Annotated in this window: 24 protein-coding genes; 5 read left to right on the top strand and 19 right to left on the bottom strand. The window is 33.8% G+C overall.

All coding sequences use genetic code 11. The features are described 5' to 3' along the window. Window positions 1-120 precede the first annotated feature (120 nt). The 6 genes from ACTJJ9_RS15390 to ACTJJ9_RS15365 all read right to left on the bottom strand — a co-directional run bounded on the left by ACTJJ9_RS15390 (window position 121) and on the right by ACTJJ9_RS15365 (window position 7,321). Window positions 121-2,283, bottom strand: a complete 2,163-nt coding sequence (locus ACTJJ9_RS15390; RefSeq protein ID WP_145582220.1) for a penicillin-binding protein — start codon at window positions 2,281-2,283, stop codon at window positions 121-123. Window positions 2,284-2,509: 226 nt separating this feature from the next. Continuing rightward, complete coding sequence (gene ftsL, locus ACTJJ9_RS15385) at window positions 2,510-2,866, bottom strand: cell division protein FtsL (protein ID WP_145582221.1); 357 nt, start codon at window positions 2,864-2,866, stop codon at window positions 2,510-2,512. 57 nt (window positions 2,867-2,923) lie between these two features. Then, on the bottom strand, window positions 2,924-3,856 hold the full coding sequence (gene rsmH / locus ACTJJ9_RS15380; protein ID WP_145582222.1) for a 16S rRNA (cytosine(1402)-N(4))-methyltransferase RsmH: 933 nt from the start codon (window positions 3,854-3,856) through the stop codon (window positions 2,924-2,926). A gap of 76 nt (window positions 3,857-3,932) precedes the next feature. Then, window positions 3,933-4,364, bottom strand: a complete 432-nt coding sequence (mraZ, locus tag ACTJJ9_RS15375; RefSeq protein WP_095298880.1) for a division/cell wall cluster transcriptional repressor MraZ — start codon at window positions 4,362-4,364, stop codon at window positions 3,933-3,935. Window positions 4,365-4,488: 124 nt separating this feature from the next. Continuing rightward, the gene (gene bshC / locus ACTJJ9_RS15370; protein WP_145582223.1) at window positions 4,489-6,117 is read right to left on the bottom strand and encodes a bacillithiol biosynthesis cysteine-adding enzyme BshC; all 1,629 of its coding nucleotides are present in this window, start codon (window positions 6,115-6,117) and stop codon (window positions 4,489-4,491) included. Between the two features lie 313 nt (window positions 6,118-6,430). Continuing rightward, a complete protein-coding gene (locus ACTJJ9_RS15365; RefSeq protein ID WP_145582224.1) occupies window positions 6,431-7,321 on the bottom strand; it encodes a 2-dehydropantoate 2-reductase in 891 nt (296 codons plus the stop codon). A 223-nt stretch (window positions 7,322-7,544) separates the two neighbouring features. Here ACTJJ9_RS15365 and ACTJJ9_RS15360 point away from each other — a divergent pair, with 223 nt between their 5' ends. Beyond that, window positions 7,545-8,018 (top strand): N-acetyltransferase, encoded by a 474-nt coding sequence (locus ACTJJ9_RS15360; RefSeq protein WP_145582225.1) that lies wholly within the window; start codon window positions 7,545-7,547, stop codon window positions 8,016-8,018. Window positions 8,019-8,031: 13 nt separating this feature from the next. Here the strand turns inward: ACTJJ9_RS15360 and ACTJJ9_RS15355 are convergent, their stop codons facing one another. The 3 genes from ACTJJ9_RS15355 to ACTJJ9_RS15345 all read right to left on the bottom strand — a co-directional run bounded on the left by ACTJJ9_RS15355 (window position 8,032) and on the right by ACTJJ9_RS15345 (window position 9,651). Then, window positions 8,032-8,649, bottom strand: coding sequence for an RsfA family transcriptional regulator (locus tag ACTJJ9_RS15355; protein ID WP_095298888.1), 618 nt, complete (start codon window positions 8,647-8,649; stop codon window positions 8,032-8,034). A gap of 229 nt (window positions 8,650-8,878) precedes the next feature. After that, entirely contained in the window at window positions 8,879-9,052 is a 174-nt protein-coding gene (rpmF, locus tag ACTJJ9_RS15350) for a 50S ribosomal protein L32 (protein WP_095298890.1), read from the bottom strand. 77 nt (window positions 9,053-9,129) lie between these two features. Continuing rightward, on the bottom strand, window positions 9,130-9,651 hold the full coding sequence (locus ACTJJ9_RS15345; protein WP_145582226.1) for a YceD family protein: 522 nt from the start codon (window positions 9,649-9,651) through the stop codon (window positions 9,130-9,132). A 290-nt stretch (window positions 9,652-9,941) separates the two neighbouring features. Between ACTJJ9_RS15345 and ACTJJ9_RS15340 the strand changes: the two genes are divergently transcribed. Continuing rightward, window positions 9,942-11,156 carry a nucleotidyltransferase gene (locus ACTJJ9_RS15340; RefSeq protein WP_145582227.1) on the top strand — a complete coding sequence of 405 codons (1,215 nt, stop codon included), beginning with the start codon at window positions 9,942-9,944 and terminating at the stop codon, window positions 11,154-11,156. A 64-nt stretch (window positions 11,157-11,220) separates the two neighbouring features. Here ACTJJ9_RS15340 and ACTJJ9_RS15335 read toward each other — a convergent pair whose 3' ends face one another. Both ACTJJ9_RS15335 and ACTJJ9_RS15330 read right to left on the bottom strand, forming a co-directional pair. Next, a complete protein-coding gene (locus tag ACTJJ9_RS15335) occupies window positions 11,221-12,243 on the bottom strand; it encodes a SepM family pheromone-processing serine protease (RefSeq protein ID WP_440768707.1) in 1,023 nt (340 codons plus the stop codon). Beyond that, window positions 12,233-13,033 (bottom strand): patatin-like phospholipase family protein, encoded by an 801-nt coding sequence (locus ACTJJ9_RS15330; RefSeq protein WP_440768706.1) that lies wholly within the window; start codon window positions 13,031-13,033, stop codon window positions 12,233-12,235. Before ACTJJ9_RS15330 ends, ACTJJ9_RS15335 begins: the two co-directional genes overlap by 11 nt. Window positions 13,034-13,273: 240 nt before the next feature. Here ACTJJ9_RS15330 and ylbJ point away from each other — a divergent pair, with 240 nt between their 5' ends. Continuing rightward, window positions 13,274-14,494, top strand: coding sequence for a sporulation integral membrane protein YlbJ (gene ylbJ, locus ACTJJ9_RS15325; protein ID WP_145582229.1), 1,221 nt, complete (start codon window positions 13,274-13,276; stop codon window positions 14,492-14,494). Between the two features lie 179 nt (window positions 14,495-14,673). Here the strand turns inward: ylbJ and coaD are convergent, their stop codons facing one another. Both coaD and rsmD read right to left on the bottom strand, forming a co-directional pair. Further along, the gene (coaD, locus tag ACTJJ9_RS15320) at window positions 14,674-15,159 is read right to left on the bottom strand and encodes a pantetheine-phosphate adenylyltransferase (protein ID WP_095298902.1); all 486 of its coding nucleotides are present in this window, start codon (window positions 15,157-15,159) and stop codon (window positions 14,674-14,676) included. Window position 15,160: 1 nt separating this feature from the next. Continuing rightward, window positions 15,161-15,730 (bottom strand): 16S rRNA (guanine(966)-N(2))-methyltransferase RsmD, encoded by a 570-nt coding sequence (gene rsmD, locus ACTJJ9_RS15315; protein ID WP_145582230.1) that lies wholly within the window; start codon window positions 15,728-15,730, stop codon window positions 15,161-15,163. Between the two features lie 466 nt (window positions 15,731-16,196). On the opposite strand from rsmD, the gene ACTJJ9_RS15310 reads away from it, so the two are divergent. Then, window positions 16,197-16,586 (top strand): DUF7147 family protein, encoded by a 390-nt coding sequence (locus tag ACTJJ9_RS15310; protein ID WP_095298906.1) that lies wholly within the window; start codon window positions 16,197-16,199, stop codon window positions 16,584-16,586. Between the two features lie 239 nt (window positions 16,587-16,825). Here the strand turns inward: ACTJJ9_RS15310 and ACTJJ9_RS15305 are convergent, their stop codons facing one another. The 6 genes from ACTJJ9_RS15305 to ACTJJ9_RS15280 form a co-directional block, all read right to left on the bottom strand. Further along, complete coding sequence (locus ACTJJ9_RS15305; RefSeq protein WP_095298908.1) at window positions 16,826-17,098, bottom strand: YlbG family protein; 273 nt, start codon at window positions 17,096-17,098, stop codon at window positions 16,826-16,828. 150 nt (window positions 17,099-17,248) lie between these two features. Next, window positions 17,249-17,698, bottom strand: a complete 450-nt coding sequence (locus tag ACTJJ9_RS15300; protein ID WP_095298910.1) for a YlbF family regulator — start codon at window positions 17,696-17,698, stop codon at window positions 17,249-17,251. A 62-nt stretch (window positions 17,699-17,760) separates the two neighbouring features. Continuing rightward, complete coding sequence (locus ACTJJ9_RS15295; protein WP_145582231.1) at window positions 17,761-18,192, bottom strand: hypothetical protein; 432 nt, start codon at window positions 18,190-18,192, stop codon at window positions 17,761-17,763. Window positions 18,193-18,284: 92 nt separating this feature from the next. Continuing rightward, window positions 18,285-18,524 (bottom strand): YlbE-like family protein, encoded by a 240-nt coding sequence (locus ACTJJ9_RS15290; RefSeq protein ID WP_095298914.1) that lies wholly within the window; start codon window positions 18,522-18,524, stop codon window positions 18,285-18,287. 30 nt (window positions 18,525-18,554) lie between these two features. Beyond that, window positions 18,555-18,953, bottom strand: a complete 399-nt coding sequence (locus ACTJJ9_RS15285) for a YlbD family protein (protein WP_095298916.1) — start codon at window positions 18,951-18,953, stop codon at window positions 18,555-18,557. A 194-nt stretch (window positions 18,954-19,147) separates the two neighbouring features. Then, complete coding sequence (locus tag ACTJJ9_RS15280) at window positions 19,148-20,233, bottom strand: CAP domain-containing protein (protein ID WP_145582232.1); 1,086 nt, start codon at window positions 20,231-20,233, stop codon at window positions 19,148-19,150. Window positions 20,234-20,816: 583 nt separating this feature from the next. Here ACTJJ9_RS15280 and ACTJJ9_RS15275 point away from each other — a divergent pair. Beyond that, entirely contained in the window at window positions 20,817-21,176 is a 360-nt protein-coding gene (locus tag ACTJJ9_RS15275) for a YugN family protein (protein WP_095298920.1), read from the top strand. Window positions 21,177-21,366 lie beyond the last annotated feature (190 nt).

The raw sequence follows: 21,366 nt of genomic DNA, 5'->3' as shown, positions 1-21,366 counted from the left end.
ACTTAAAAAGATAGAACATCTATATAATCGCACGATCATTAACAAAGTTTTATATACTCACAAAAAAAGAGCGATCTCTAGACGAGATCAGCCCTTAGTTCCTTCTCTATTCATTTGTCATTATGCTTCTTCATCTTTCAACGTTACAGTTAAGACATCACCTTTTTTAACAATACTATCTTTTTTAATACTCTGCTTTGCAACATATCCAGAACCCTCAGTTTTCACTGTTACCCCTAGAATATTACCTAGCTTCATGACATCTCGCTTTGACCAACCAATCATATTTGGCATTTTTACTTCTTCAGATGTCTTTAACATAATTTTTTCCTTACTTATAATCGGTGTTTCAGCTTCAGGATATTGCGAAATAACATAGTTTCCATTCCCAAGTAAAATTGGTGTTAATCCAAGATCCTTTAGGTTCTTATTTGCATTTGCCGAAGTAGCGCCTTCAAGTGATGGTAGAACTAACTCCTCTTTTTCAGCATCATTTGTAGCTTCTTTAGAATCACTCTCTTTAGAAGGAGCAATTTGCATATACTTTAAGCTATTTTCCATCACTGTATTAAAAATCATCGACACTGGCACACTTCCAGCTTTCCCCTCTAATTTCGGCTGTTGTACTGCTACATATACGATTAATTCAGGATCATCCTTTGGCGCCATGCCCAAAAATGAGAAAATATGATTGTCATTACCTGATAAATACCCATTTGAAGTTGAAATTTGCGCTGTTCCGGTCTTACCTGCTATATCATATCCTTCGATTCGAAATGACTTTCCCGTTCCTTTTTCAGAGCTTACAACCGTTTCAAGAATTGATAATACTTCATCCGCAGTTTTTTCAGTAATTGGATGACCGACAACAGATGGCTTTGTTTCTTTAACTGTTTTACCGTTATCAATATCAACAATTTTATCAATCACATATGGCTTCATCATTTTTCCATTATTAGCGATTGCTGTTGCAGCCTGAACTTGCTGAATAGCTGTAACTGCAGATGCTTGTCCAAACGCGGTAGAAACTTGGTCACGATGCTTATCAAAATTAATTTTACTAGACGCTTCATCAGGTAAATCGATTCCTGTTTTTTTCGTAAAACCAAATTTATTTAAATATTGATAGAGTCGATCAGTACCGAGTAATTGATCTGCTATAATCGAAAATCCAACATTTGAAGATCGTTGAACACCTTCATTATATGTTATCGGACCCCAGCCACGTCCACCATTATGATCCTTTATTGGAGGTCCCTCTATATCATATGAACCTGATTGAAAATAAGCATTCCCATTATAGACACCTTCGTTTATCGCAGCAGCTAATGTAAAGATTTTCATCGTTGAGCCTGGTTCGAACGGATAGGAAATAACAGAATTTGCATAGGATGTAATATCCCTCTTATTCGGATCAAAGCTTGGTCTTTGACCCATTGCAAGAATTTTCCCTGTTTTTGGATCCGCTACTACAGCAATGATATTTTCCGGAGAATATTGATTGACAACTTGATTCATCGCGTCTTCTAAAAATGTTTGGATTTTTTGGTCAATGGTTAAATACACATCATTTCCATTTTTAGGTGCAACAATCTCATCATTACTATTAGGAAGCTTCCAATTATAATGATCCTTTTGAAATTTTACATATCCATCCTCTTCTTGAAGATACTTTTCTAATGATTTTTCAAGTCCCATCATTCCCACAGCTTTGGAACTCTCTTCTTCTTTTTGAGCATATCCTATTAAATGAGATGCAAATAACCCGTTCGGATAAAACCTTGTCGTATCACGAATAAACGTAATACCTGGGAGCTTCAATGCCTCAATTTTTTCTTTTAACGTTTGACTTATATCACGTCCTGCTGAACCAAATTCAACTTGATACATTCCCTTTTTCGAAAGAATTTTAACAACTTCACTTTCTTCCATTCCAATTAAAGGAGCCAGTTTTTGTGCTGTTTCTTGAATATCAACAACATGCTGAGGGTTATCTGGATCTGTTGTTAATTCATCATCAAGAATCGCGACTAACTTATATGATGCTTTGTCTTCAGCAATCACTTCGCCATTTGCATCATAAATAGTACCTCGCTTCGCTTCAATTGGTCGTTTACTTTCATAAAGCATTTCCGCTCGAGCGGCAAGCACTTCGCCATGGACAGTACCAGTTGCTTGAATATAAAAGAAACGTATAAATATAGATAGAAAAAGAAGGGCAAAAATCAATGATAAAAATGCTGCGCCTCTATTCATATTTGTATTTTTTTGCGTTAATTTCATACGTAACTCCTTTAAACATAATATTGGCAAACTACACTAAGAATTAGATTATCATGAATAAGCTTTCTAGCTACATACTAGTCATCAACATACCTACAAAACTTTCATATCGGGTATTATTATATCACGTAATTTATAAACGTGATGAAAAAGAGCCGGCTACATATGTCTTATGTGGCACAGCTCTCTCTATCCTTTATTTATTTACTTTTTTACTAAAATGCTCCTATTCTTGTACACTTTTTACGTTATTTTGGTCTAAAGTTAATCCTAACTCTTTTGCTTTTTCCCAAATTCGATCATATGTACTCAATTCTTCAACTTGTACATGGAGGTCACTAATTAGCTTAGTTTGCTCATCAATTTTCGCTTCAGTTTTTTGGATTTCAATATTCGCTTGATAAACGGCATAGCTTTTCGTAATAATGTTTACTGCACCGATTACGAAAAGGGCTACAAACATCAAAATTAATAGTTTTTCACCAAGGGTAATCGTTGCCCTTCTTCTTATTACTAATGGTTCTTGTACCGGTACTTGTTGTCTTTGTAGCTCTATCTTTTGCTGTGTAGCTAAATTGCTCATTGATGATACCTCCTTTTAAGTCGATTAGTAAGATAGTTGTTAACTCTTAAGTTTTCACTACATCTTTTCAGCGATTCTTAATTTAGCTGATCTTGCTCGATTATTCTCTTCAAGCTCTTTTTCTGAAGGAATAATTGGTTTTCTAGTTATAATTTTAATTTTTGGTTCATATCCTTCTGGGATATACGGCATATTTCGAGGTATTTCTGGAGGAGTTGCTGCTTCTTTAAATGCCGATTTACAAATTCGATCCTCCAAGGAATGGAACGTTATTACACTCACTCTGCCACCTTGCTTTAACAAATCAATTGATTGTTCAATCGCTTCTTCAAAAACCTTTAATTCATCATTCACCGCAATCCGAATTGCTTGAAAAATTCGCTTTGCTGGATGTCCACCTTTACGACGCGCTGGTGCAGGTATCGCCTCTTTAATAATTTCAACGAGTTGACCTGTTGTCTTTATTGCTTCCTTTTCACGATACGTTTCAATTTTCCTAGCAATTTGTTTTGAAAATTTTTCTTCACCATACTTAAAAAATATTTTGACTAAAGCTTCATAGGACCATTCATTAACGACATTGTATGCTGATATCTCTGATTGCTGATCCATTCTCATATCAAGCGGTGCATCATGGTGATAGCTAAAGCCTCTCTCCGGTGTATCTAACTGTGGAGAAGAAACTCCTAAATCAAAAATAATCCCATCCACTTTCTCTACACCTTGCTCTGTCAACTTCTCTTTTAAGTACCTGAAGTTACTTTTTATGAACGTTACTTGTCCATCGTAATTCGCTAATTTCTTTTTTGCATTTGCTAAAGCAATATCATCTTGATCAAAGGCATATAAATGTCCCTTTTCGGACAATTGTGAAAGTAAATAGCTGCTATGTCCTGCTCCACCTAATGTGCAATCAACATAAACTCCATCTGCTTTTACTTCTAAACCATCAACTGTTTCCTTTAAAAGTACTGTTGTATGTTCAAACATTGTTGTGTACCACCTTTTCAAATTTCAAATCCATTTATAGCTTGTCCACTATCATACATTGTTACCTAAGGGAGCATTATATATCAAAGTCAATCATGTTTTCAGCAATTTCTTCAAAGGAATCTTCTTGTTCTGAAACATAATTCTCCCAAATGGACTTGCTCCATAATTCAATCCGATTTGAAACTCCGATAACAACACATTCTTTTTCTAGCTTGGCATACTGCAAAAGTGGTGAAGCAATATTGATACGACCTTGTTTATCTAGTTCACATTCAATTGCTCCTGAGAAGAAAAAACGGGTAAATGCACGAGCATCCTTTTTTGTTAAAGGGAGGGCTTTTAGTTTTTCTTCTATTACTTTCCATTCACTCATTGGATAACCAAACAAGCATTGGTCTAGGCCTCTAGTTAAGACGAAAGTCTCACCTAGTCCATCTCTAAACTTTGATGGGACAATCATTCTGCCCTTTAAATCTATGGTGTGATGGTACTCTCCCATAAACATGCTCGTTGCCCCCACTTTCTACCCTCAAGTCACCACTTTCCCCCACATATCTCCACTTCCTATTCTACATTTCTTTTCACAAAAAAAAAACCCTGTAAAAACAGGATTTTAAAAAAACTTTAATTTAAATTTTGACAATTTTATGTTTTCCATTAAAAGAATATGACAAGTTTAGCAAATCTCCTACAAATTGCGGGCCATATTTATTTATATAGTAATAAATATTCCACATTCTTTCCTGAGGATGTAAATTTGGGAATAAAGATAATTCAATTTCGCGGTATTTCGAAAGCTGTACATTATGTTTCTCTTGTATTCGTTTTTCAACACTGCGATTAAAAAATTCTAGCTGCTCCTGAATAAATACACCATTTTTCATTAGCATCGGCTCTAAGCTTTGATCAATTTTTAACGCTTCTCGTATAAGATTATGATGAATAGCGGATATTTGCTCTTTTGCTTGATGAATCAATGGTTCCATTTCTACTGGGGTAGCATCTTTTAAATAAGCTGTTATTGCATCTTCGACTCCATTTTGTAGAACATCATCAAGCGACAAGCTTGCTTCAAGGATATTTCTCTCAATAGATCTTTCTAGTAAAGTGATCATTAATCTCGGTAATACAGGTGGCATTTTCATTTCCATTTCAGAAAACACTTGTTTTAATTCAGCCCAGTACGTAAACTCACCAGGTCCTGCAAAAAATGCCAGAGTAGGAAATAAGAATTCCTGCATTACAGGTCTAGTTACAACATTATTGCTAAACTTTTCAGGATACGCCTCGATTAAATCGTGTAATTCTGCTTTTGATAAGACTAGATTTATCTCTGGGATAAAAAATTCTTCCTCACTTTTTCTTTCCACAAGAAACCGTTCACCTTCATGGTGATAGAAGAAATTTGCGCTATCTTTTCCAATCTCTATTATCGGCTGATAGCCCTGTTCTCGCATAAATTGCTGTTGTTTTAATGCGGCATCGGCTATGTTGGAATTTCGCTCAACAATTGCATGAAAACAGGGTTTTTCGAGTTGACGAAGACCAGAATCTCCTGAGTTCACTAAAACTAATCCTTGATCTTGGAAAATTTCCATTACAACAAGTTCAAAAAACTCTACATATGATGACGACTTTTGAACATACTGTTTTAAATTATTGATTAATTGCTTTGAATAATCAGTTTCCCCAAATACTTCAAAGACTTCTTCTAGCCATTCAATTGTCTTTTGCTTATTAATTGGTAATTCCGAAACTGACTGTTTTTTAAGTGGCGAGTCTTTTACTGATATTTTCTTCGGAATTTTCTCCTTTGCAGCAAAAATATGATTTATTTCTGCAAAATCATGGTCCTCACCAGCAATCCAAAAAACAGGTACAACAGGGATCCCTAACTCCTCTTCCTGTTGCCTCGCAAGCACAATAATCGAAATGATTTTATTGATCGTATATAGCGGTCCTGTTAATAAACCAGCTTGCTGACCACCAATTACAACGACACTGTTCGGATCTTTTAATTTTTCAATGTTTTCAAATGTTTTATCTTGTTCTTTTGCGAAACGCCTTGCGTACTGCTTCAAATATGAAACTAGCTCTTCACGTTGAAAGGAACGATTTTTTAAATCCGCAGCTCTTTCTTTAAAAACCGCTTTTGAATGAGTATTGTAATCAAAATAGGATGAGACATCTAAGGTTTGTTTTGTGAAGTGATCCAAAAATTGATTTGAAGAGTGCAGGGAGAGTTCAAGAATCTCCATATATGTAACTTCCTTTCTAAAAATATGTATAGTTCTTATACAGTTCTTATCCTTTGTAAATCATGGATGTGATTGCTTCTATACATGGACATCCTTTACATACATTATCATTTGTAAGACAAAAAACTATAGAGAACAATTTTTTAACTTTATCTACAAACATCCAGATTTACCACCTGTAATGAAAGTGGTACCATGGATGAGTATAGCATTTTAATCATAAAAACAAAAAATACTTTGCTTAGGATTTAGTATTATTGTTAATTTTCATTTTAAAATGAAAAAAATCTCTTTTTTTATGAATATTGATGGTTCATTTTGCTTCAATTCCCTTTATGGCATTGTATAAAAATAAAGTAAGTGGAATATTCACATTCTTTTGTTTTGCTCTTTTTACTACAAAGCCTAAAATAGCATCTATTTCTGTTTTTGAGCCCATTTGAATATCCTTGTACATCGAAGACTCATTTTCAGATGTTTTTTCACAAATATGTAAAACATGCTGCAACATCTGCTCTCCATTATGAACGTCTAAAACTTGTATTATTTCATTAAATAACGACATCAACATCTCTTTATAGTAGTGATTCTCTATTAATGCACCATTTCTTACCCGTAGAAGAGCAGTTAATGGATTTATAGCTGCATTGACCATCAGCTTTTCGATTAGCATTTCCTTCCAACTATCTACTGTTTCAAAAGAAAAGTCACCCTCATTTATGCTTGTTAATGTATTAAGTTTATTAATGCCCTTTTCTCTCATTTGATAAAAAGCTATTTTAGTTTTTCCAATACCAGAATGGATTACTGTATGATTATTTACCTTTAATGCACCATGTTCAGATACACCTATAATAATTTGATGTTCCTTTGATAATGTGGATAATATATCCAAATGCCCCATTCCATTTTGTAAAAACAAAAGCATTTTTGGAGAGTGTTTTTTTAATGTTGCAGCAATCTTATCAAGATGATATTGCTTAACAGTAACGATAAGAAAATCCTCCTTATACTCAGAGGAAGAATCAGCATTAATACTAATATTGAATGAGATATCATTCTTTATCAAAGTTAATCCATTTCTCCGAATTTCCTCTGCCTGTTCTTCTCTATTTGTATAAAGAGTTATCTGATTTTGTAATTTTGTAAGATAAAAAGCATATAGTAACCCAAGTGACCCTGCTCCAATGATTCCAATTTTCATTTTACCACCTGCTATGCGTCTAGTTAAATATCGAATTTACATTTTACTCTGTTACTTATAAAATAAGCGATACTCCTTTCTAACTTATCTGTAAGCGTTTTATCATTTTCATATCCACTATATGTATATCATGCTATAATATTTTATAGGGTTATTTTCATTATAATCGAAATATTGTTTTAATGAACAGTTCTGTTAGTTTTTGGCGAGGGGGGATTATAGCTTGATTAAAGTTGAAAAATTATTAGTCAATTATAAAACGCTAGAAGAATTTAAAAAATTTAAAGAATATGGGATTCAGGAGCTTTCAATGCTTGAAGATCTCCAAGCGAATATTATTGAAAATGATAGCGACTCACCATTTTATGGTATTTATTACGGCGATAAGCTTGTTGCTCGAATGAGTTTATACCGAGTAGACAAAAAGTTTGATCAATACTTCGAACCTAAGCAAGATTATTTAGAATTGTGGAAACTAGAAGTTTTACCACAATATCAAGGGAAAGGTTATGGAAAAGCACTTGTCCAATTCGCAAAATCATTTCAACTACCGATTAAAACAAACCCTCGGATTAAATCAGCGGAATTTTGGACGAAAATGGATTTTAAACAAGTGAAATATGATATGGAAAGAGATAAAGGAGAAAATCCTTATGTCTGGTTTCCAGATGGCGTTAGCGAAGTAAAAACGGGCTAATAATAGCCCGTTTTTACTTTTCAACTCTCTCTAAATTACCGTTTTTGTCCATTTGAAACTTTACTTTTCGATTTCTTTCATCTTCCTGTAATATGACCATTTTTCGTGCACGATCCATAATTTCAATTAATGCGTGATAATCCTCTTCCATCACTTGTAAATTTTTTATCAATCCCTCTTTCTCTTGTTCGAGGCTATTGACTGAGGCTTCTAATTGTTGAACCTTATCTTTCAACCGCTTATTTTCTTTTTGTAACTCTTGAATTGATGGTGCTTCTTCATATTGTTGTAAAAAAGAAATGAGCTCCTTAATTGTATTTTTTGAGCTTGCACTAGGTTTTTCTTGTTCCTCTTTCGCTTCGTTTACTATTTGATTTTCAGTTTCTTGCTCCTGCGGTAATGTCCTTAATTCTTTACGTTGTTTTTTTGCAAGCTCGATGCCAGTTTTATATTGTTTTCGAACATGTGAATTCCATCTAAATCCACATGCAGCAGCTGTTCTTGATAATCTTCTACCAACTTCCTCGAATGCAGCAAGCTGTGTGGCTCCTTCACGAATATGTCTAAGTACGATTTCTGCTAATAATAAATCCTCATCCTGTGTCCAAGCATCTTGACGTGTTGTAGTCATCTTAAATCCCTCCAATAGTCACTTTTTTTCTATACATATGCAACTAGTAGAAAAGATAGACTACATTATTCTATTACCTTCATTTTAAAGCCACAAAAATATTCAAGATTTACTAAAGCTAGACATGTTAATTGAAAACAGCGAATAAAGGTAAACAAGACACTTCATTAAAAAGAGACAAAAAAGAGTGAAGGTCATTTGACCTTCACTCTTTTTTCAACAAACAAAATTATTTGCTGATTACTTCTTTTCCTTTGTATGTTCCACATGCTTTACATACACGGTGAGCTAGTTTGCTTTCACCGCAGTTTGGGCATTCTACCATACCAGGCACTTGTAATTTAAAATGAGTACGACGTAGTCTTTTTCTTGTTTTAGAAGTTCTTCTAAAAGGTACAGCCATTATTCCCACCTCCTTAAAGACTATTTCAACGATTACATCATTGGTGATACAATTCTTTTGTATTGGAAGCTAGCAAATTATTTGCTCTCGCCATTTTCAAAAAATTTTGCTAGTCCAGCTAGACGAGGATCAACCTTTTTATTAAGCTCTTCCTCTGAAATCACTTCCCAGTCCTTTCCGGATTGGGGTGCAGCATCTTTTTCATTTTTAACATCATCACAAAATACCTGCATTGGGATTTCTAGTAGAATGATTTCTTTAATAATGGGAATTAAATCAACAACATCCCCATTAACAAGATAATAATCCTCATCCGTATCATAATCTGTTGGTTTTAATAAAAATGTTTCTGTTGTATCAATTGAAAATGGATAATGTACATCCACTAATGTTCGAGAACACGGTAGAATCATCGAACCTGAAATTGATAAATGGAAAGTTACCCTCGTAGAACTTATATCTGCACGTCCTTTAACAGTAACTGGTGAAATATCACGAATGTCAGATTGACCTGTGACAAGTTCACTCATATCAATTTCATCGTCAATTTGCAATCCCTTGCTTTGTAATTGATGTAATTGACTAATTGTCCATTTCAATATATATCACCTCAAGGCAACAAAGGTAATTATAGCCTTCGCTTTTATATTTGTCAATATTTTTTCTTTACAGTGTTAGTATACATTATTATCTATTTTTTTCAAAACTATGAAAAATTAACGACTTTCTATTATGTAATAACTAAACACAAAACGAATTCATGAAAAACCAGCAAATTTTATTTTAATGCTATAGGCCTCGATTTTCAAGTGTTTCCTCGAATAGTTTATCCTACATTTTAAATCGCTTATAATAGATAAAAACATGATAGGAAGTGTGGTGTGTTTAATTGAAAGCTATAGGAGTTGTTGTTGAATATAATCCGTTCCATAACGGTCATCTATACCATTTAAGAGAATCTGTAAAAAAATCTAATGCAGATATTGTTATTGCTGTAATGAGTGGATATTTTCTTCAAAGAGGAGAGCCTGCACTAGTTCCAAAATGGGAACGAACAAAAATGGCCCTTCAAGGCGGTGTCGATCTTGTCGTAGAACTTCCCTATGCGTTTGCTACACAGAAAGCTGAGACTTTTGCGAATGGTGCTGTTTCAATTTTAGATGCATTACATTGTAGCTATTTATGCTTCGGTAGTGAGACAGGGGATATTGCGCCTTTTTTACATACGAATGAATTTCTCCAAAAAGAATCTGAACAATATGAGGAATACATTAAGCACTTCATGCAAACTGGTGTAAATTATCCGACAGCATTAAGTCTCGCTTATCAAAAAATTTCAAATAGAAAGGATACACTTGATTTATCACAGCCTAACAATATTTTAGGATTTCATTATGTTAAAGCTATTTCAAAACTAAACTCTAACATGATACCATTAACGATTAAACGATATAAAGCCGGTTATCATGATAAGGATTTTGCGTCAACATCAATTGCAAGTGCGACAAGTATTAGAAACTCTCTTTTCGATCAAAACGCAGACATAAGCAGCTATGTACCAAACGATACATATACAATTCTCGAAAAGTATAAAGAGCAATATGGGGTTTTCCATCAATGGGAAAATTATTTTAGCTTTTTAAAATACAGCCTTTTGACAATGAAAGAGGAAGAGCTTAAATCCATCTATGAAGTAGAGGAGGGCTTAGAAAACAGAGTATTAAAGTTAATTATTGATTCACATTGCTTTCAAGATTTTATGGAACAACTAAAAACAAAAAGATATACTTGGACAAGGCTTCAGCGTTTATGTATGCATATATTAACAAGAACTTCAAAACAAGAAATGAATCTTATTAATCAACACGAGACTTCTCCATATATTCGTTTATTAGGTATGAGTGAAAGAGGACAAGAATATTTACGCTCAATAAAGAAGAATCTTAAGCTACCAATCATCTCAAAAGTTTCAGGCTTTCACCATCCGCTATTTGAAATAGATTTACGAGCAGCTGCAACCTATTTTATGATTTTTCCTGAACCACTGCGCTCAAGACTACTAAAAACTGAATATACAACACCGCCTATTCGAATGTCCTACTAATAAAGAGACACTCATAATTGAAGAAAGATTTCATCATTCATGAGTGTCTTTATTTCAATTATATCTACTTTTCTTTAAGCTTCTGTAAATAGTCTAAAGCATCATCAAATGTATCAACTGGTACAATTTTCATTTTTGTGTTAATTTTTTTCCCTACCTCAATTGCTTCCTGATAGTTTGACGTATTTTTCCCTTTTTCGTTTGGGGCAAAGAAAATGTCCATTCCCGCTTTATCTGCTGCAACGATTTTTTGTGAAATTCCACCAATCGGTCCAACTTCACCTTCTGGATTAATCGTACCAGTTCCCGCAATTTTATAGCCTTTTGATATATCTTCCTTATTTAACTGATTGTATATCTCCAGTGCCATCATTAACCCTGCAGACGGACCGCCGATTTCCTCCGTATTTAACTTAATTTTCGGATCAACGATTAATTCACGATCCGTTATTAATGAAATCCCTATTCCTATCTTACTCGGCTCCTCCTCGAACGGAGCAACCGGAACCTCTACTTGTTTTTTTACTCCGTCTCTTTCGAACGATATCGTTATTTTATCGCCATTCTCTTTATTCCCAACATATTCAATAAATTCTTCTGCAGTTTGAAATAAGTATTGATCCACTTTATAAATGCGATCACCTACCTTTAATTTATTTTCAGCAGGCATTCCCTTTACAATTTCCTCAACATAAACGCCGTGGAATGAATACGAAACTGATTTATTTGCTTTTAGATATGCTGTAGTAATTGCAGACTCCTGAGATGTTTCCATTAAATGCAATTGTCGTTTAAAATAATCCTCATCAGATTCGTCTTTCCTTTTGAAATCTTCAAGTGGCATAAGATAATAATAATCGTGAAATTTTGCCCACATATATGTAATTGGATTTGCTCTTCCGAACTGAACTGTCGTAAGTGAGAAACTCCCTGATTCATTTTTATAGCCGTTTTCAACTTCAACAATCGGTTCTAATTCAGCAGCCGTACCAGGCTTTGTTACGTAGTAAGGAAGCTTGATAAATGTTACTGCAATGATGATTAGTGAACATAGTAGAATAGACCGAAAAACAATATTACGTTTCATGCTTATTTGACTCCCTCCACGCCGATATCAATGTATGGATTTTTTCTATATGCTGCAATGCCTCCTGTTCACCAATTTCAATAATTTCCTTAATATTCGTAAACGCTCTTGAACTAAACTGTTCAACATGTGGTCTAATCATCACATCAGAGACAATTTCTCTATGATGTACAAGCTCATCCTGCATAATGTCAATGCTTTGTAAAATAACATCAAATATAGATGTTATATTTTCATTTTGCTTTACATGTGATACATCGACAGCTATCACGATATCAGCCCCCATCTCCTTAACAACAGATACTGGAACTCTGTCAATTACCCCACCATCTACTAACAGTCTACCATTAATTTTTTCTGGCACAAAAATTCCTGGAATCGCTATACTTGCTCTAACCGCTTCAGCTACTGGTCCCTTATTAAAGACAACCTTTTTACCATTATATAAATCAGTTGCAACAACAGATACGGGTATATTTAATTGTTCAAACGTTTTTTGATGTGTAAATAAGCGGATCAATTCCTTCAATCTGTTTCCAGCAATAAATCCCATTTTAGGAACTGTAAAATCTAAATAATACTTTCTCTTAAATGCAAGTGCAAATTGATACATTCTCTCAATACTTAAACCTGATGCATAAAAACAACCAACTAAGGCACCCATGCTGCTTCCGGCAATTAAGTCAACTTGAATACCGGCTTCATGCAATACCTTTAGTACACCTAAATGCGCAAAACCTCTAGCTCCTCCAGATCCGAGCGCTAGTCCAATTTTAGGCTTTTCCTTCAAGGAGTAGCCCTCCTTTACCTTCATTTTCTTCTTATTACTAGGAAATCATTCATCTCAACAAAGGTGATCTTTATCAAGATTATTTCACCGTTCACATTTATGACCTATTAAAAAATAACAAAGTATACATCAATCTTATGGTCTAAAATGTTCACCTATTCTCGTATATTAAATTAATGATATTTGTCCAACTATGATTTTTTATTTCATTTGAACAGTTTATATAGGAGGCATTACATTTTGAGTCTTTCAAAATTCAAAACCATTCTTATTGCAGTATTTATAGGTGGCTTAACAATTGCAATCATCATGAATCCAAAAGAGTCCCTTGAAGCTTCCAGTAGAGGACTATCCATCTGGTGGGAGGTTGTTTTTCCTTCATTATTACCATTTTTTATAGCCTCAGAGCTCCTTATTGGATTTGGAGTTGTCAAATTTATTGGAGTTTTATTAGAGCCTCTTATGAGACCGATCTTTCGCGTACCTGGTGTTGGAGGTTTCGTGTGGGCTATGGGGATGGCTTCTGGAAATCCTGCAGGAGCAAAGCTAACGGCTAGAATAAGACAAGAAAAACAAATTTCTAAAATCGAAGCAGAAAGACTTGTATCATTTACTAGCTCCTCAAATCCGTTATTTATTTTTGGTGCAGTAGCAGTTGGATTTTTCCATGACGCTTCATTAGGCATATTGCTCGCAGCAGCACATTATTTAGGGAATTTATGTGTTGGCTTAACAATGAGATTTTACGGTGGACGAGAAGCATCATCACAAAGAGGTAAGAGAAAAATATTTCCACCATTAAAAGAAGCACTTCGTGAGTTACATAAAACTAGAATTAAAGAATCAAGGCCGATTGGTAAAATGCTTGGGGATGCAGTTATCACCTCAATTCAAACATTATTAATGATCGGTGGATTTATTATTCTGTTTTCTGTATTTAATAAAATACTATCCATTATTCATTTGACTGATTTATTCGCTCAAATCATTTCAGGTGGGTTAGCATTATTGCAAATAACTAAAGATTTAAGTATCCCACTTATTACTGGTATTTTTGAAATAACATTAGGTAATCAATTCGTTAGCGAAACATCAGCAAGCTTATTAGATAAAATGATGATTGCAAGCTTTATTTTAGCTTTCGGAGGATTATCCGTTCAAGCACAGGTTGCAAGCATACTAGCTGAAACAGATATTCGATTTCAACCATTTTTCCTAGCTAGGATTTTACATGGAATCTATTCATCTATTATTGTTTTCCTTTTATTTAAACCTTTGTATACAGATTTGCAATCGTCAAACCAAGCTGTTTTACCTGTCTTTTCCATCATACAAACGCCAGACTGGGCAGAAAAGTATTGGAATGCACTATTACATTTCGGACCGCTTATAACGATTTCATCAATCGTAATTTATATTTATTTATACGGAAAACGATATGTATTCACAAGAACAACTTAACGATAAACGAAATTTTATCAAGATTTATCTAAATAATGAATAGAGGGTGGCTCAAAACTAAAGGTTCAGACCCCTCATACACAAGTTTACTATTTACCCGTGTTTGTAGAGGAGTCTAAACCCTTTGAGTCACCCTCTTTTTACTAATAACGTCCGTGTATTTCGAAAATATATGTACCTCATTCCACCATAAATTTATGTTTTAAAGCTCTTTCAACAGCATTTGGAACTAATTCAGAAATATCGCCCTTGTATTTTGCTATTTCCTTAACAATGCTTGAACTTAAAAATGAATATTGATTATTTGTCATCATGAAAAATGTTTCAATAGTATCATCTAATACCCGATTCATTGAGGTGATTTGCATTTCATACTCAAAATCCGAAACAGCTCTTAACCCCCTAAGAATCGCCTGTGCATTTTTCTCATTTGCATAGTCCATAAGCAGTCCTTTATAACTTTCAACAACCACATTTGGAATATGGCTCGTTACTTCCTTAATTAAATCACAACGCTCCTCTACACTAAATAAAGGTTGCTTCGACGAATTATTTAGAACACAAACATAAACTTTATCAAATACTTTTGCACCACGCTTAATAATATCTAAATGGCCATTTGTAATTGGGTCAAAACTGCCAGGGCAAACTGCTATATTTCCCATCTTACTCCCCCGTCTCCTGTTTATTCAGTCCGTAAACTGTTATTGAGCTTATTCCGTATGTTTCGTGTTTTACTTGGATATATTCGCCAATTTCATGAGGTAATACAAATTCGTTCCCATGCTCTGCCACAATATACCCGTTATCTAGTATTAAATTATGATCACTCATCGTTTTTATAAGCGCTTCCAGTTTTTGAAGCTTGTACGGCGGGTCTAAAAAGATTAATTTAAATTGAAGTTGTCTTTTTATAATTGCTTTTAATGCCCTATCTGCATCGTTACGATACACCTCGGCTAATTGCTCGGCACGACATGCTTCAAGGTTTTTATGTATTGTTTGTATTGCTTTTATTTCTCTGTCAACAAAAATACATTTGTCAATCCCACGGCTTAACGATTCAATTCCTAAACCGCCACTTCCCGCAAATAAGTCTAATGCCAGACCACCGTCAAAATAAGGTCCTACCATATTAAATATTGCTTCCTTGACCTTATCTGTTGTTGGTCTTGTTGTCATTCCAGGCACTGCCTTTAATTGTCTTCCTTTAAAATTACCAGAAACTACTCTCATCTTTTCACCACAGCTTTATCATTTCAATTTATGATTGGTTATCTTAAAAAAATTGATACACTCTATCCTACCATAGCAAAATATGATGATACAATATTTCGACAAACAGTTTTACTGTAAGAGAAAATTTTCTTGTTTTTCATGTATATGGTGAGAGCATTTGGTGATAATGAATAGTAACAACATCGATTCGTTGATGTTGTTGCCAACCGCGGAGAAGACTTACGTTTCCCCATAAGTTCTTCCTCCGGTTTCTCCTCTCCCTTTGCCTTCAACCTTTACGTAATAAAAGGTTATGAAGGACCCTACAGAAAATATCTGTAGGGTTTTTTTCTTTCTATTACGATATCTTATCTTCACATGCAACCATTGGACATGGTATAGTGAGTATCGAATTCACATGACATATTTTACAAATTTACAAAATAACTAAGAGAGAAAAAAATTTTTTCAAGGGGGAGTTTCGATGATTCAACGATTTATCGAAATAGGTGAAGGGTATTCAGACATTTATGAATTACTTGAAACAGCCAAAGCCAATAAACATAGAGTTTCAAGACTTTTAGTACTACATACCGAGGTGAATAATAATCAAGTTTCATCTTTAGTTGTTGCAATGCAGCCAACAAATCCAGGTGATTTCCAAGCATTATATATATGTCGAGAGGGGATCCCGAATCCTCATGTGAAAGAAAATAAACGATACGACCTTTTTAAAGAACTAGCAACTTATTTACAAATGGACATCATTGAACTCGATGTAAAACCTTCAACGATTTTTTCAGAAATTGATTTATACTATCAACACTTAATTGGAATTTTAAGGCTTAATCATTACATTCCTCCGTTACGATAATAAATGAAAGCGGGTGACTCAAAAGATTCAGAGTCACCCGCTTTAAAATAAGAATTTATACTTTTGTTTGGCTCTCTCATGATATGACAAAAAGTTTTCCTTATTGCTGCTTCTGTAACTTTAAATTGCTCTCCTGTCTTAATGAGCTTGTAGGAGTATCTTGTTTTTATTCCAACTAACAAAGTGCTTTAAAATCTACATTAATCTTTAACATAGAGTTGTTTAAAAACATCAGTTGCTTATAAACCTAACTTATAGTCATATTCCTTCGCTTTATCTACTTTTGTTTCAAATTCTAGCTTAAGAAACGGCTTATATGATGGTTCAGCGAGTTTTACAAATGAATATGTAGATAATTTTTGTAAAGTTTGTTCAACTACATCTATATTACAATATAACACGACATACTTTAATCGCTTAGATACATAGTGTACATTCCCAAATTTCCTTAACATTTTTACATGTTTTAAAGAATGAAGCCAAACAACGATTCCTTGCCGCTTTTCAAACATAATTTATTCTCCTTAAATATATCTCTTTTATTTTCATTTATTTATATTCGATAAAAAATCCATACATTGTTAGTCTAGCAAATCTTCATTGTTCTCACAATATATCTTCTTTTCACTTATCTAAAAAAAAACGAGTCAAATGACTCGTTTTTAAGAAACTTTACAACCACAACTTCCTCCTGATCCACAGCCACCACCACAACTGGATCCTGTATCAAAGAACGGATTACCTGTAGGAACCTTAACATGCTCAGATACTGCTTGACCAACTTGAACACTAATTTCATCAAGTAATGACTGTAGTTCATTTTCGGCCTTTTTAAAATTGGCAATACTCTCATTCAAGTCAAGTTCTCTTTTTATCTCTCGCATATCTTTAGATATTTTCCTGTAATCAGGATGATATTTTCCAAAACGCTGCACATCTTCATATAATTCTTTTGTTTTAGAAAATTGACTGATAATCCTTTGCGCATTTTTATCATTCTTTAATATATGATAACGAAGTCGGTATTCTTCAGCAGGCTCTGACTGAAGAACTAAATTAGCTAAATTTTCCGCTTCATCAAGTAACATTATACTTTCTATAGTAGCAAACATAGAGTATTTGCACCTCCGACAATATTTTACCACGATTATCCTCATTTGAAAAATGTGAAAAACTATTTAATCGATTCAATCCAAGTTTTCGATAAATTATAGCGTGAAGAATCATTATGAAATACTTCCACCTTTATGCTATGTTCTCCTTTGGGGAAATTTTTCAAAATAAACGCCGCAGTGTAGATTTCATCAATTAACTTTCCATCTACAAAAATTCCAAGATGCCCTTCACCATTCTTTTTACTTCCTCCCTTTTCTTTAAATACAAAATTCGGTATGTAGCATTCTACATATATATCCTTGTTTTTAATATGATGATTTATTTTAATTGCTTTCCTTTCTTGTTGACTCATAACCTCTAATACGTTTGAATCCTTTTCTGAGTATGATACAGGAATTATTTCTAATTCCGCTAAGGCTCTTGGCCTGTCCTTTGAGCAGCCGGTGGCAAGTAATCCTATTATCAATAAAATTATGATGGTACGTCCCATAACATTCCCTCCTTTATTGATATTGTTTGCAAACAAATAGAAAAACATAATATACAAAAAAAGAAAACGACTTAAACTTTTTTAAGTCGTCTTCAATCTGATTGTCGCATTGCTTGAAACATCCCGATCATCATTTGCGCCATTTGCAAGGAATTCGAAAAATGCGCAACTCTATGTGGAATCGTTTTTTGATAATAATTCATCATTGCAATTTCAAACGATTCAAGATCATTTGGATTTCTTGCAAGTTTTCGATACCAATATGGTTGCTCTCGAAGAAATTTCTGGCGCTCTTTATCTAACTGGATATATTCTTGAATTTCCTTTCTCATATAAGGCCCCTTCCAATCTTATATATTCCATTAATCTTTTCGGAAGGAAAAAGGATGCTGATTCCCACCAGAAGAAGGTTTGTTCCCGCCTTTTGTAAGACCAAATTGGTCAAATAATTGTTGTATCGTTGTTATTGTATTACTCATATTTGAAATATGGTGGTTCACTTGATTCATATCCATTTTTTTTACTGCAGTTAGCATTTGTGACATAAAATCTACTTTATCTTCCTCTTCATTTCCAGCTTCCTCTGCTTTTTCCTCTTTATATTGATTCCAGATAATATCATTTTCCCCTAACAAATACCAATCCTCAAACACTTCCTGCCATTCCTTTTGTCCTTTCCTTACCTCTTGAACAAGCTTCGGGTGTCTCTTTACAAATTCCTTAAATTGTTGAATTGAAGTATGTGATTTCTTCGTTGACATTTTCCTCACCTCATTGATACATTTGCCTACTTTATCATATCAATTTGATGTTTATTCTGTTCGCCCATTTATCAAGACAAAAAAGAGCCGTAACGTTAGTCATCACGACATTTTGATCTTGATGCATTGCATTTAGCTTTTAATAACTTCATCACAATCGATAAAACAACAAAAAGGCTGGTATTTAACCAACCTTAATGTAAATTAACTTGTTCCCATGTCTTTATAAAGTTTTGTGTATAATACAATTCATCTACACCTACACCTAAATGTGTAAATTCTTCATTTAACATAGTATCACGATGTCCCTTACTATTAAGCCAGCCTTCAGATGCTGCTATACCATCTACGTAATGAGCTGCAATATTCTCACCAGCCATCTCGTATTTAATATTTTGCTCACCAAGTCGATCAACCAGTGTCTCACCACTTGGTGTTTCGTGAGAAAAATAATTATTTTTTTTCATATCCTCACTATGCAAAAATGCAACCTTTGACGTCTCTTCGTCCCACTTAACTGCAGGAACATGATGTCTTACCCGCATTATATTTGTAATAGAAAGAATTTGCTTTTCAGAGCCTTCCTCGATTTTCTCCCATTTTTCCTCACTTACATCTTGAGGTTCTATCAATTCACCTCGGTAAGTAACCTCGTAGGACCGTTGCTTAATAAAGGTTTCAGCATCCATCGCTCTTATACTTGACAAAATTCCATCAAATTTGTCTATATATAGTTGTACATACACTTCACCAATTTTAACTGTTGGACGTGTATTCATATCTTCCTCAGATAACTCAAATCGATATGTGTTCCCATTATGTTCTAAAGATAGTGTTGGAGTAATTTGAACCGTCTTGAAAACTTCTTGTACTGATTGTCCTATTTTTAAAGGCTCTACATTTACCTCTTCACCTATCCCATAAACTGTGACTACCTTTTGATTCAAAATCCCTATTTGAATATATTGTTTTTCAGATTGTTGATATATCCACCAATCATAGTCATATGCTGAAGGATCTATTCGATCTGGTTCACCAAGTTGTGCCGTTATTTCCTCTGATGATTTATTCATTAAGGACAAAATTCCATCTTCAGGTAATTTTTGTGAAGCATCTCTTCCCTCTTTTTTATTGTCTTCATTTGGTAATTCTTCATTTGAGATTTGAACATCTTCATTTTCATGTTGTTCTGAAGGCGTGTATTGTCCAAAATATATAAACAATACATAACTAACAAAAATGATTAAAAAAATGACAACAGTTCGAAAGATGATTCGCATGTTACTCCCCTCCTTCAGCCTGAATGTTTCTATTATTATATGAAAACGAACCATAGTTATTCTAGTTTATTCTGAGTTTTAGTAGTATTACTATTATCCCCAAAAATTATCTACTTAAACATTATCGCTTAATAAAATTAAATATAACTCAATATTATTATATCATTTAGTTTGGATGAAGTCCTCCTTTGTCAAGGGTAAATCTTTAAAATTTAAAATAAACATGAATTAAAACCTTGGTAGGCTTGTTCTACTATATACTACTATTGTTTCTTTCATTATTTACCTCTGACATTTGAATATAGTCTCGAAATATATAGAGCCTATGGTTTAATACCACCAAGAGAATTTTATCCATATTTTTCTCTCAGTAAAAAATATGAGAACAAATAAAAAATTGCATAGCATTGCAAGTTAGGAATTTTCATACTATTATTTATTTTGGGGAGTCTATCATTTATAAAATTTGCTTTCATCTGTCCTGTTAAATAAATGTCTATTCCAGATTGTTTATTCACTTTATTTTATGAAATGATTTAAGTTATAATATAATGAGTGAAAAGGCTTTAGGAGGGAAATACCTATGAGAATCGAAGATACTGGTTTAGAAGGTTTAACAATCGAATTATCACGGCTTGATTTAATAATGGAAGACATCGGACTCGTTAGAGCAGATCAATGGGACTATGAACGAGTAACATATGACAGAAAAATTGAAGTAAAAGGCGATGTTTTTTATTTACGTGTTCAAGGATATGCTGTTGAGGGAGATGTTGGAGGAAGATACGCTGTAATAAAGTTATTAACTCCATTACTAGGTAAGCATTACTATCCTCACGGTGTTGAATACGGAGAAGGTGAACATTTTCCTACCGGAGTAATTAATACAAGTAAAAAATTATTGAATCAATTATCAGAGGCATTGAAAAACGTAAGTATTTAAACAAGAGTAAAATTGTAAGCGATTAGATCTGGTAGAAACGTATTAGAAAAAGGCTGCTTCTAAGATTTAAAGGGCTTGTCAAGAAAAGTGTGTAAGTTATTCTAGATATTTCTTCACACGTTCCTTTAGGTGGTCATGAACTAATAGTTGATTCATGACCATAGCCCATTGCTGGATGCGTCCACCATCC

The sequence above is a fragment of the Metabacillus sp. 22489 genome (assembly GCF_052044855.1).
GTDB classification, from domain to species: domain Bacteria; phylum Bacillota; class Bacilli; order Bacillales; family Bacillaceae; genus Metabacillus; species Metabacillus niabensis.
The sequence above is the reverse complement of the archived record's forward strand: the minus strand, read 5'-3'. Positions and strand labels throughout refer to the sequence as shown.

Bases quoted from the DNA above. Each gene is read 5' to 3' on its own strand.
- ACTJJ9_RS15300 (WP_095298910.1), bottom strand. From the start codon at position 17,698: ATGTTTGCTACTATAGAAAGTATAATGTTACTTGATGAAGCGGAAAAT.
- rsmH (WP_145582222.1), bottom strand. From the start codon at position 3,856: ATGTTTGAACATACAACAGTACTTTTAAAGGAAACAGTTGATGGTTTA.
- bshC (WP_145582223.1), bottom strand. From the start codon at position 6,117: ATGGAGATTCTTGAACTCTCCCTGCACTCTTCAAATCAATTTTTGGAT.
- ACTJJ9_RS15365 (WP_145582224.1), bottom strand. From the start codon at position 7,321: ATGAAAATTGGAATCATTGGAGCAGGGTCACTTGGGTTACTATATGCT.
- ACTJJ9_RS15280 (WP_145582232.1), bottom strand. From the start codon at position 20,233: ATGCGAATCATCTTTCGAACTGTTGTCATTTTTTTAATCATTTTTGTT.
- ACTJJ9_RS15290 (WP_095298914.1), bottom strand. From the start codon at position 18,524: ATGAGAAAGGAAATTCAAGAATATATCCAGTTAGATAAAGAGCGCCAG.
- coaD (WP_095298902.1), bottom strand. From the start codon at position 15,159: ATGGGAAATATAGCAGTTTGCCCTGGCAGTTTTGACCCAATTACAAAT.
- ACTJJ9_RS15275 (WP_095298920.1), top strand. From the start codon at position 20,817: ATGAGAATCGAAGATACTGGTTTAGAAGGTTTAACAATCGAATTATCA.
- ACTJJ9_RS15355 (WP_095298888.1), bottom strand. From the start codon at position 8,649: ATGACTACAACACGTCAAGATGCTTGGACACAGGATGAGGATTTATTA.
- ACTJJ9_RS15305 (WP_095298908.1), bottom strand. From the start codon at position 17,098: ATGTTTGAAAAGCGGCAAGGAATCGTTGTTTGGCTTCATTCTTTAAAA.
- ACTJJ9_RS15390 (WP_145582220.1), bottom strand. From the start codon at position 2,283: ATGAAATTAACGCAAAAAAATACAAATATGAATAGAGGCGCAGCATTT.
- ACTJJ9_RS15335 (WP_440768707.1), bottom strand. From the start codon at position 12,243: ATGAAACGTAATATTGTTTTTCGGTCTATTCTACTATGTTCACTAATC.
- ftsL (WP_145582221.1), bottom strand. From the start codon at position 2,866: ATGAGCAATTTAGCTACACAGCAAAAGATAGAGCTACAAAGACAACAA.
- rpmF (WP_095298890.1), bottom strand. From the start codon at position 9,052: ATGGCTGTACCTTTTAGAAGAACTTCTAAAACAAGAAAAAGACTACGT.
- ACTJJ9_RS15295 (WP_145582231.1), bottom strand. From the start codon at position 18,192: ATGGGACGTACCATCATAATTTTATTGATAATAGGATTACTTGCCACC.
- mraZ (WP_095298880.1), bottom strand. From the start codon at position 4,364: ATGTTTATGGGAGAGTACCATCACACCATAGATTTAAAGGGCAGAATG.
- ACTJJ9_RS15285 (WP_095298916.1), bottom strand. From the start codon at position 18,953: ATGTCAACGAAGAAATCACATACTTCAATTCAACAATTTAAGGAATTT.
- rsmD (WP_145582230.1), bottom strand. From the start codon at position 15,730: ATGAGAGTAGTTTCTGGTAATTTTAAAGGAAGACAATTAAAGGCAGTG.
- ACTJJ9_RS15310 (WP_095298906.1), top strand. From the start codon at position 16,197: ATGATTCAACGATTTATCGAAATAGGTGAAGGGTATTCAGACATTTAT.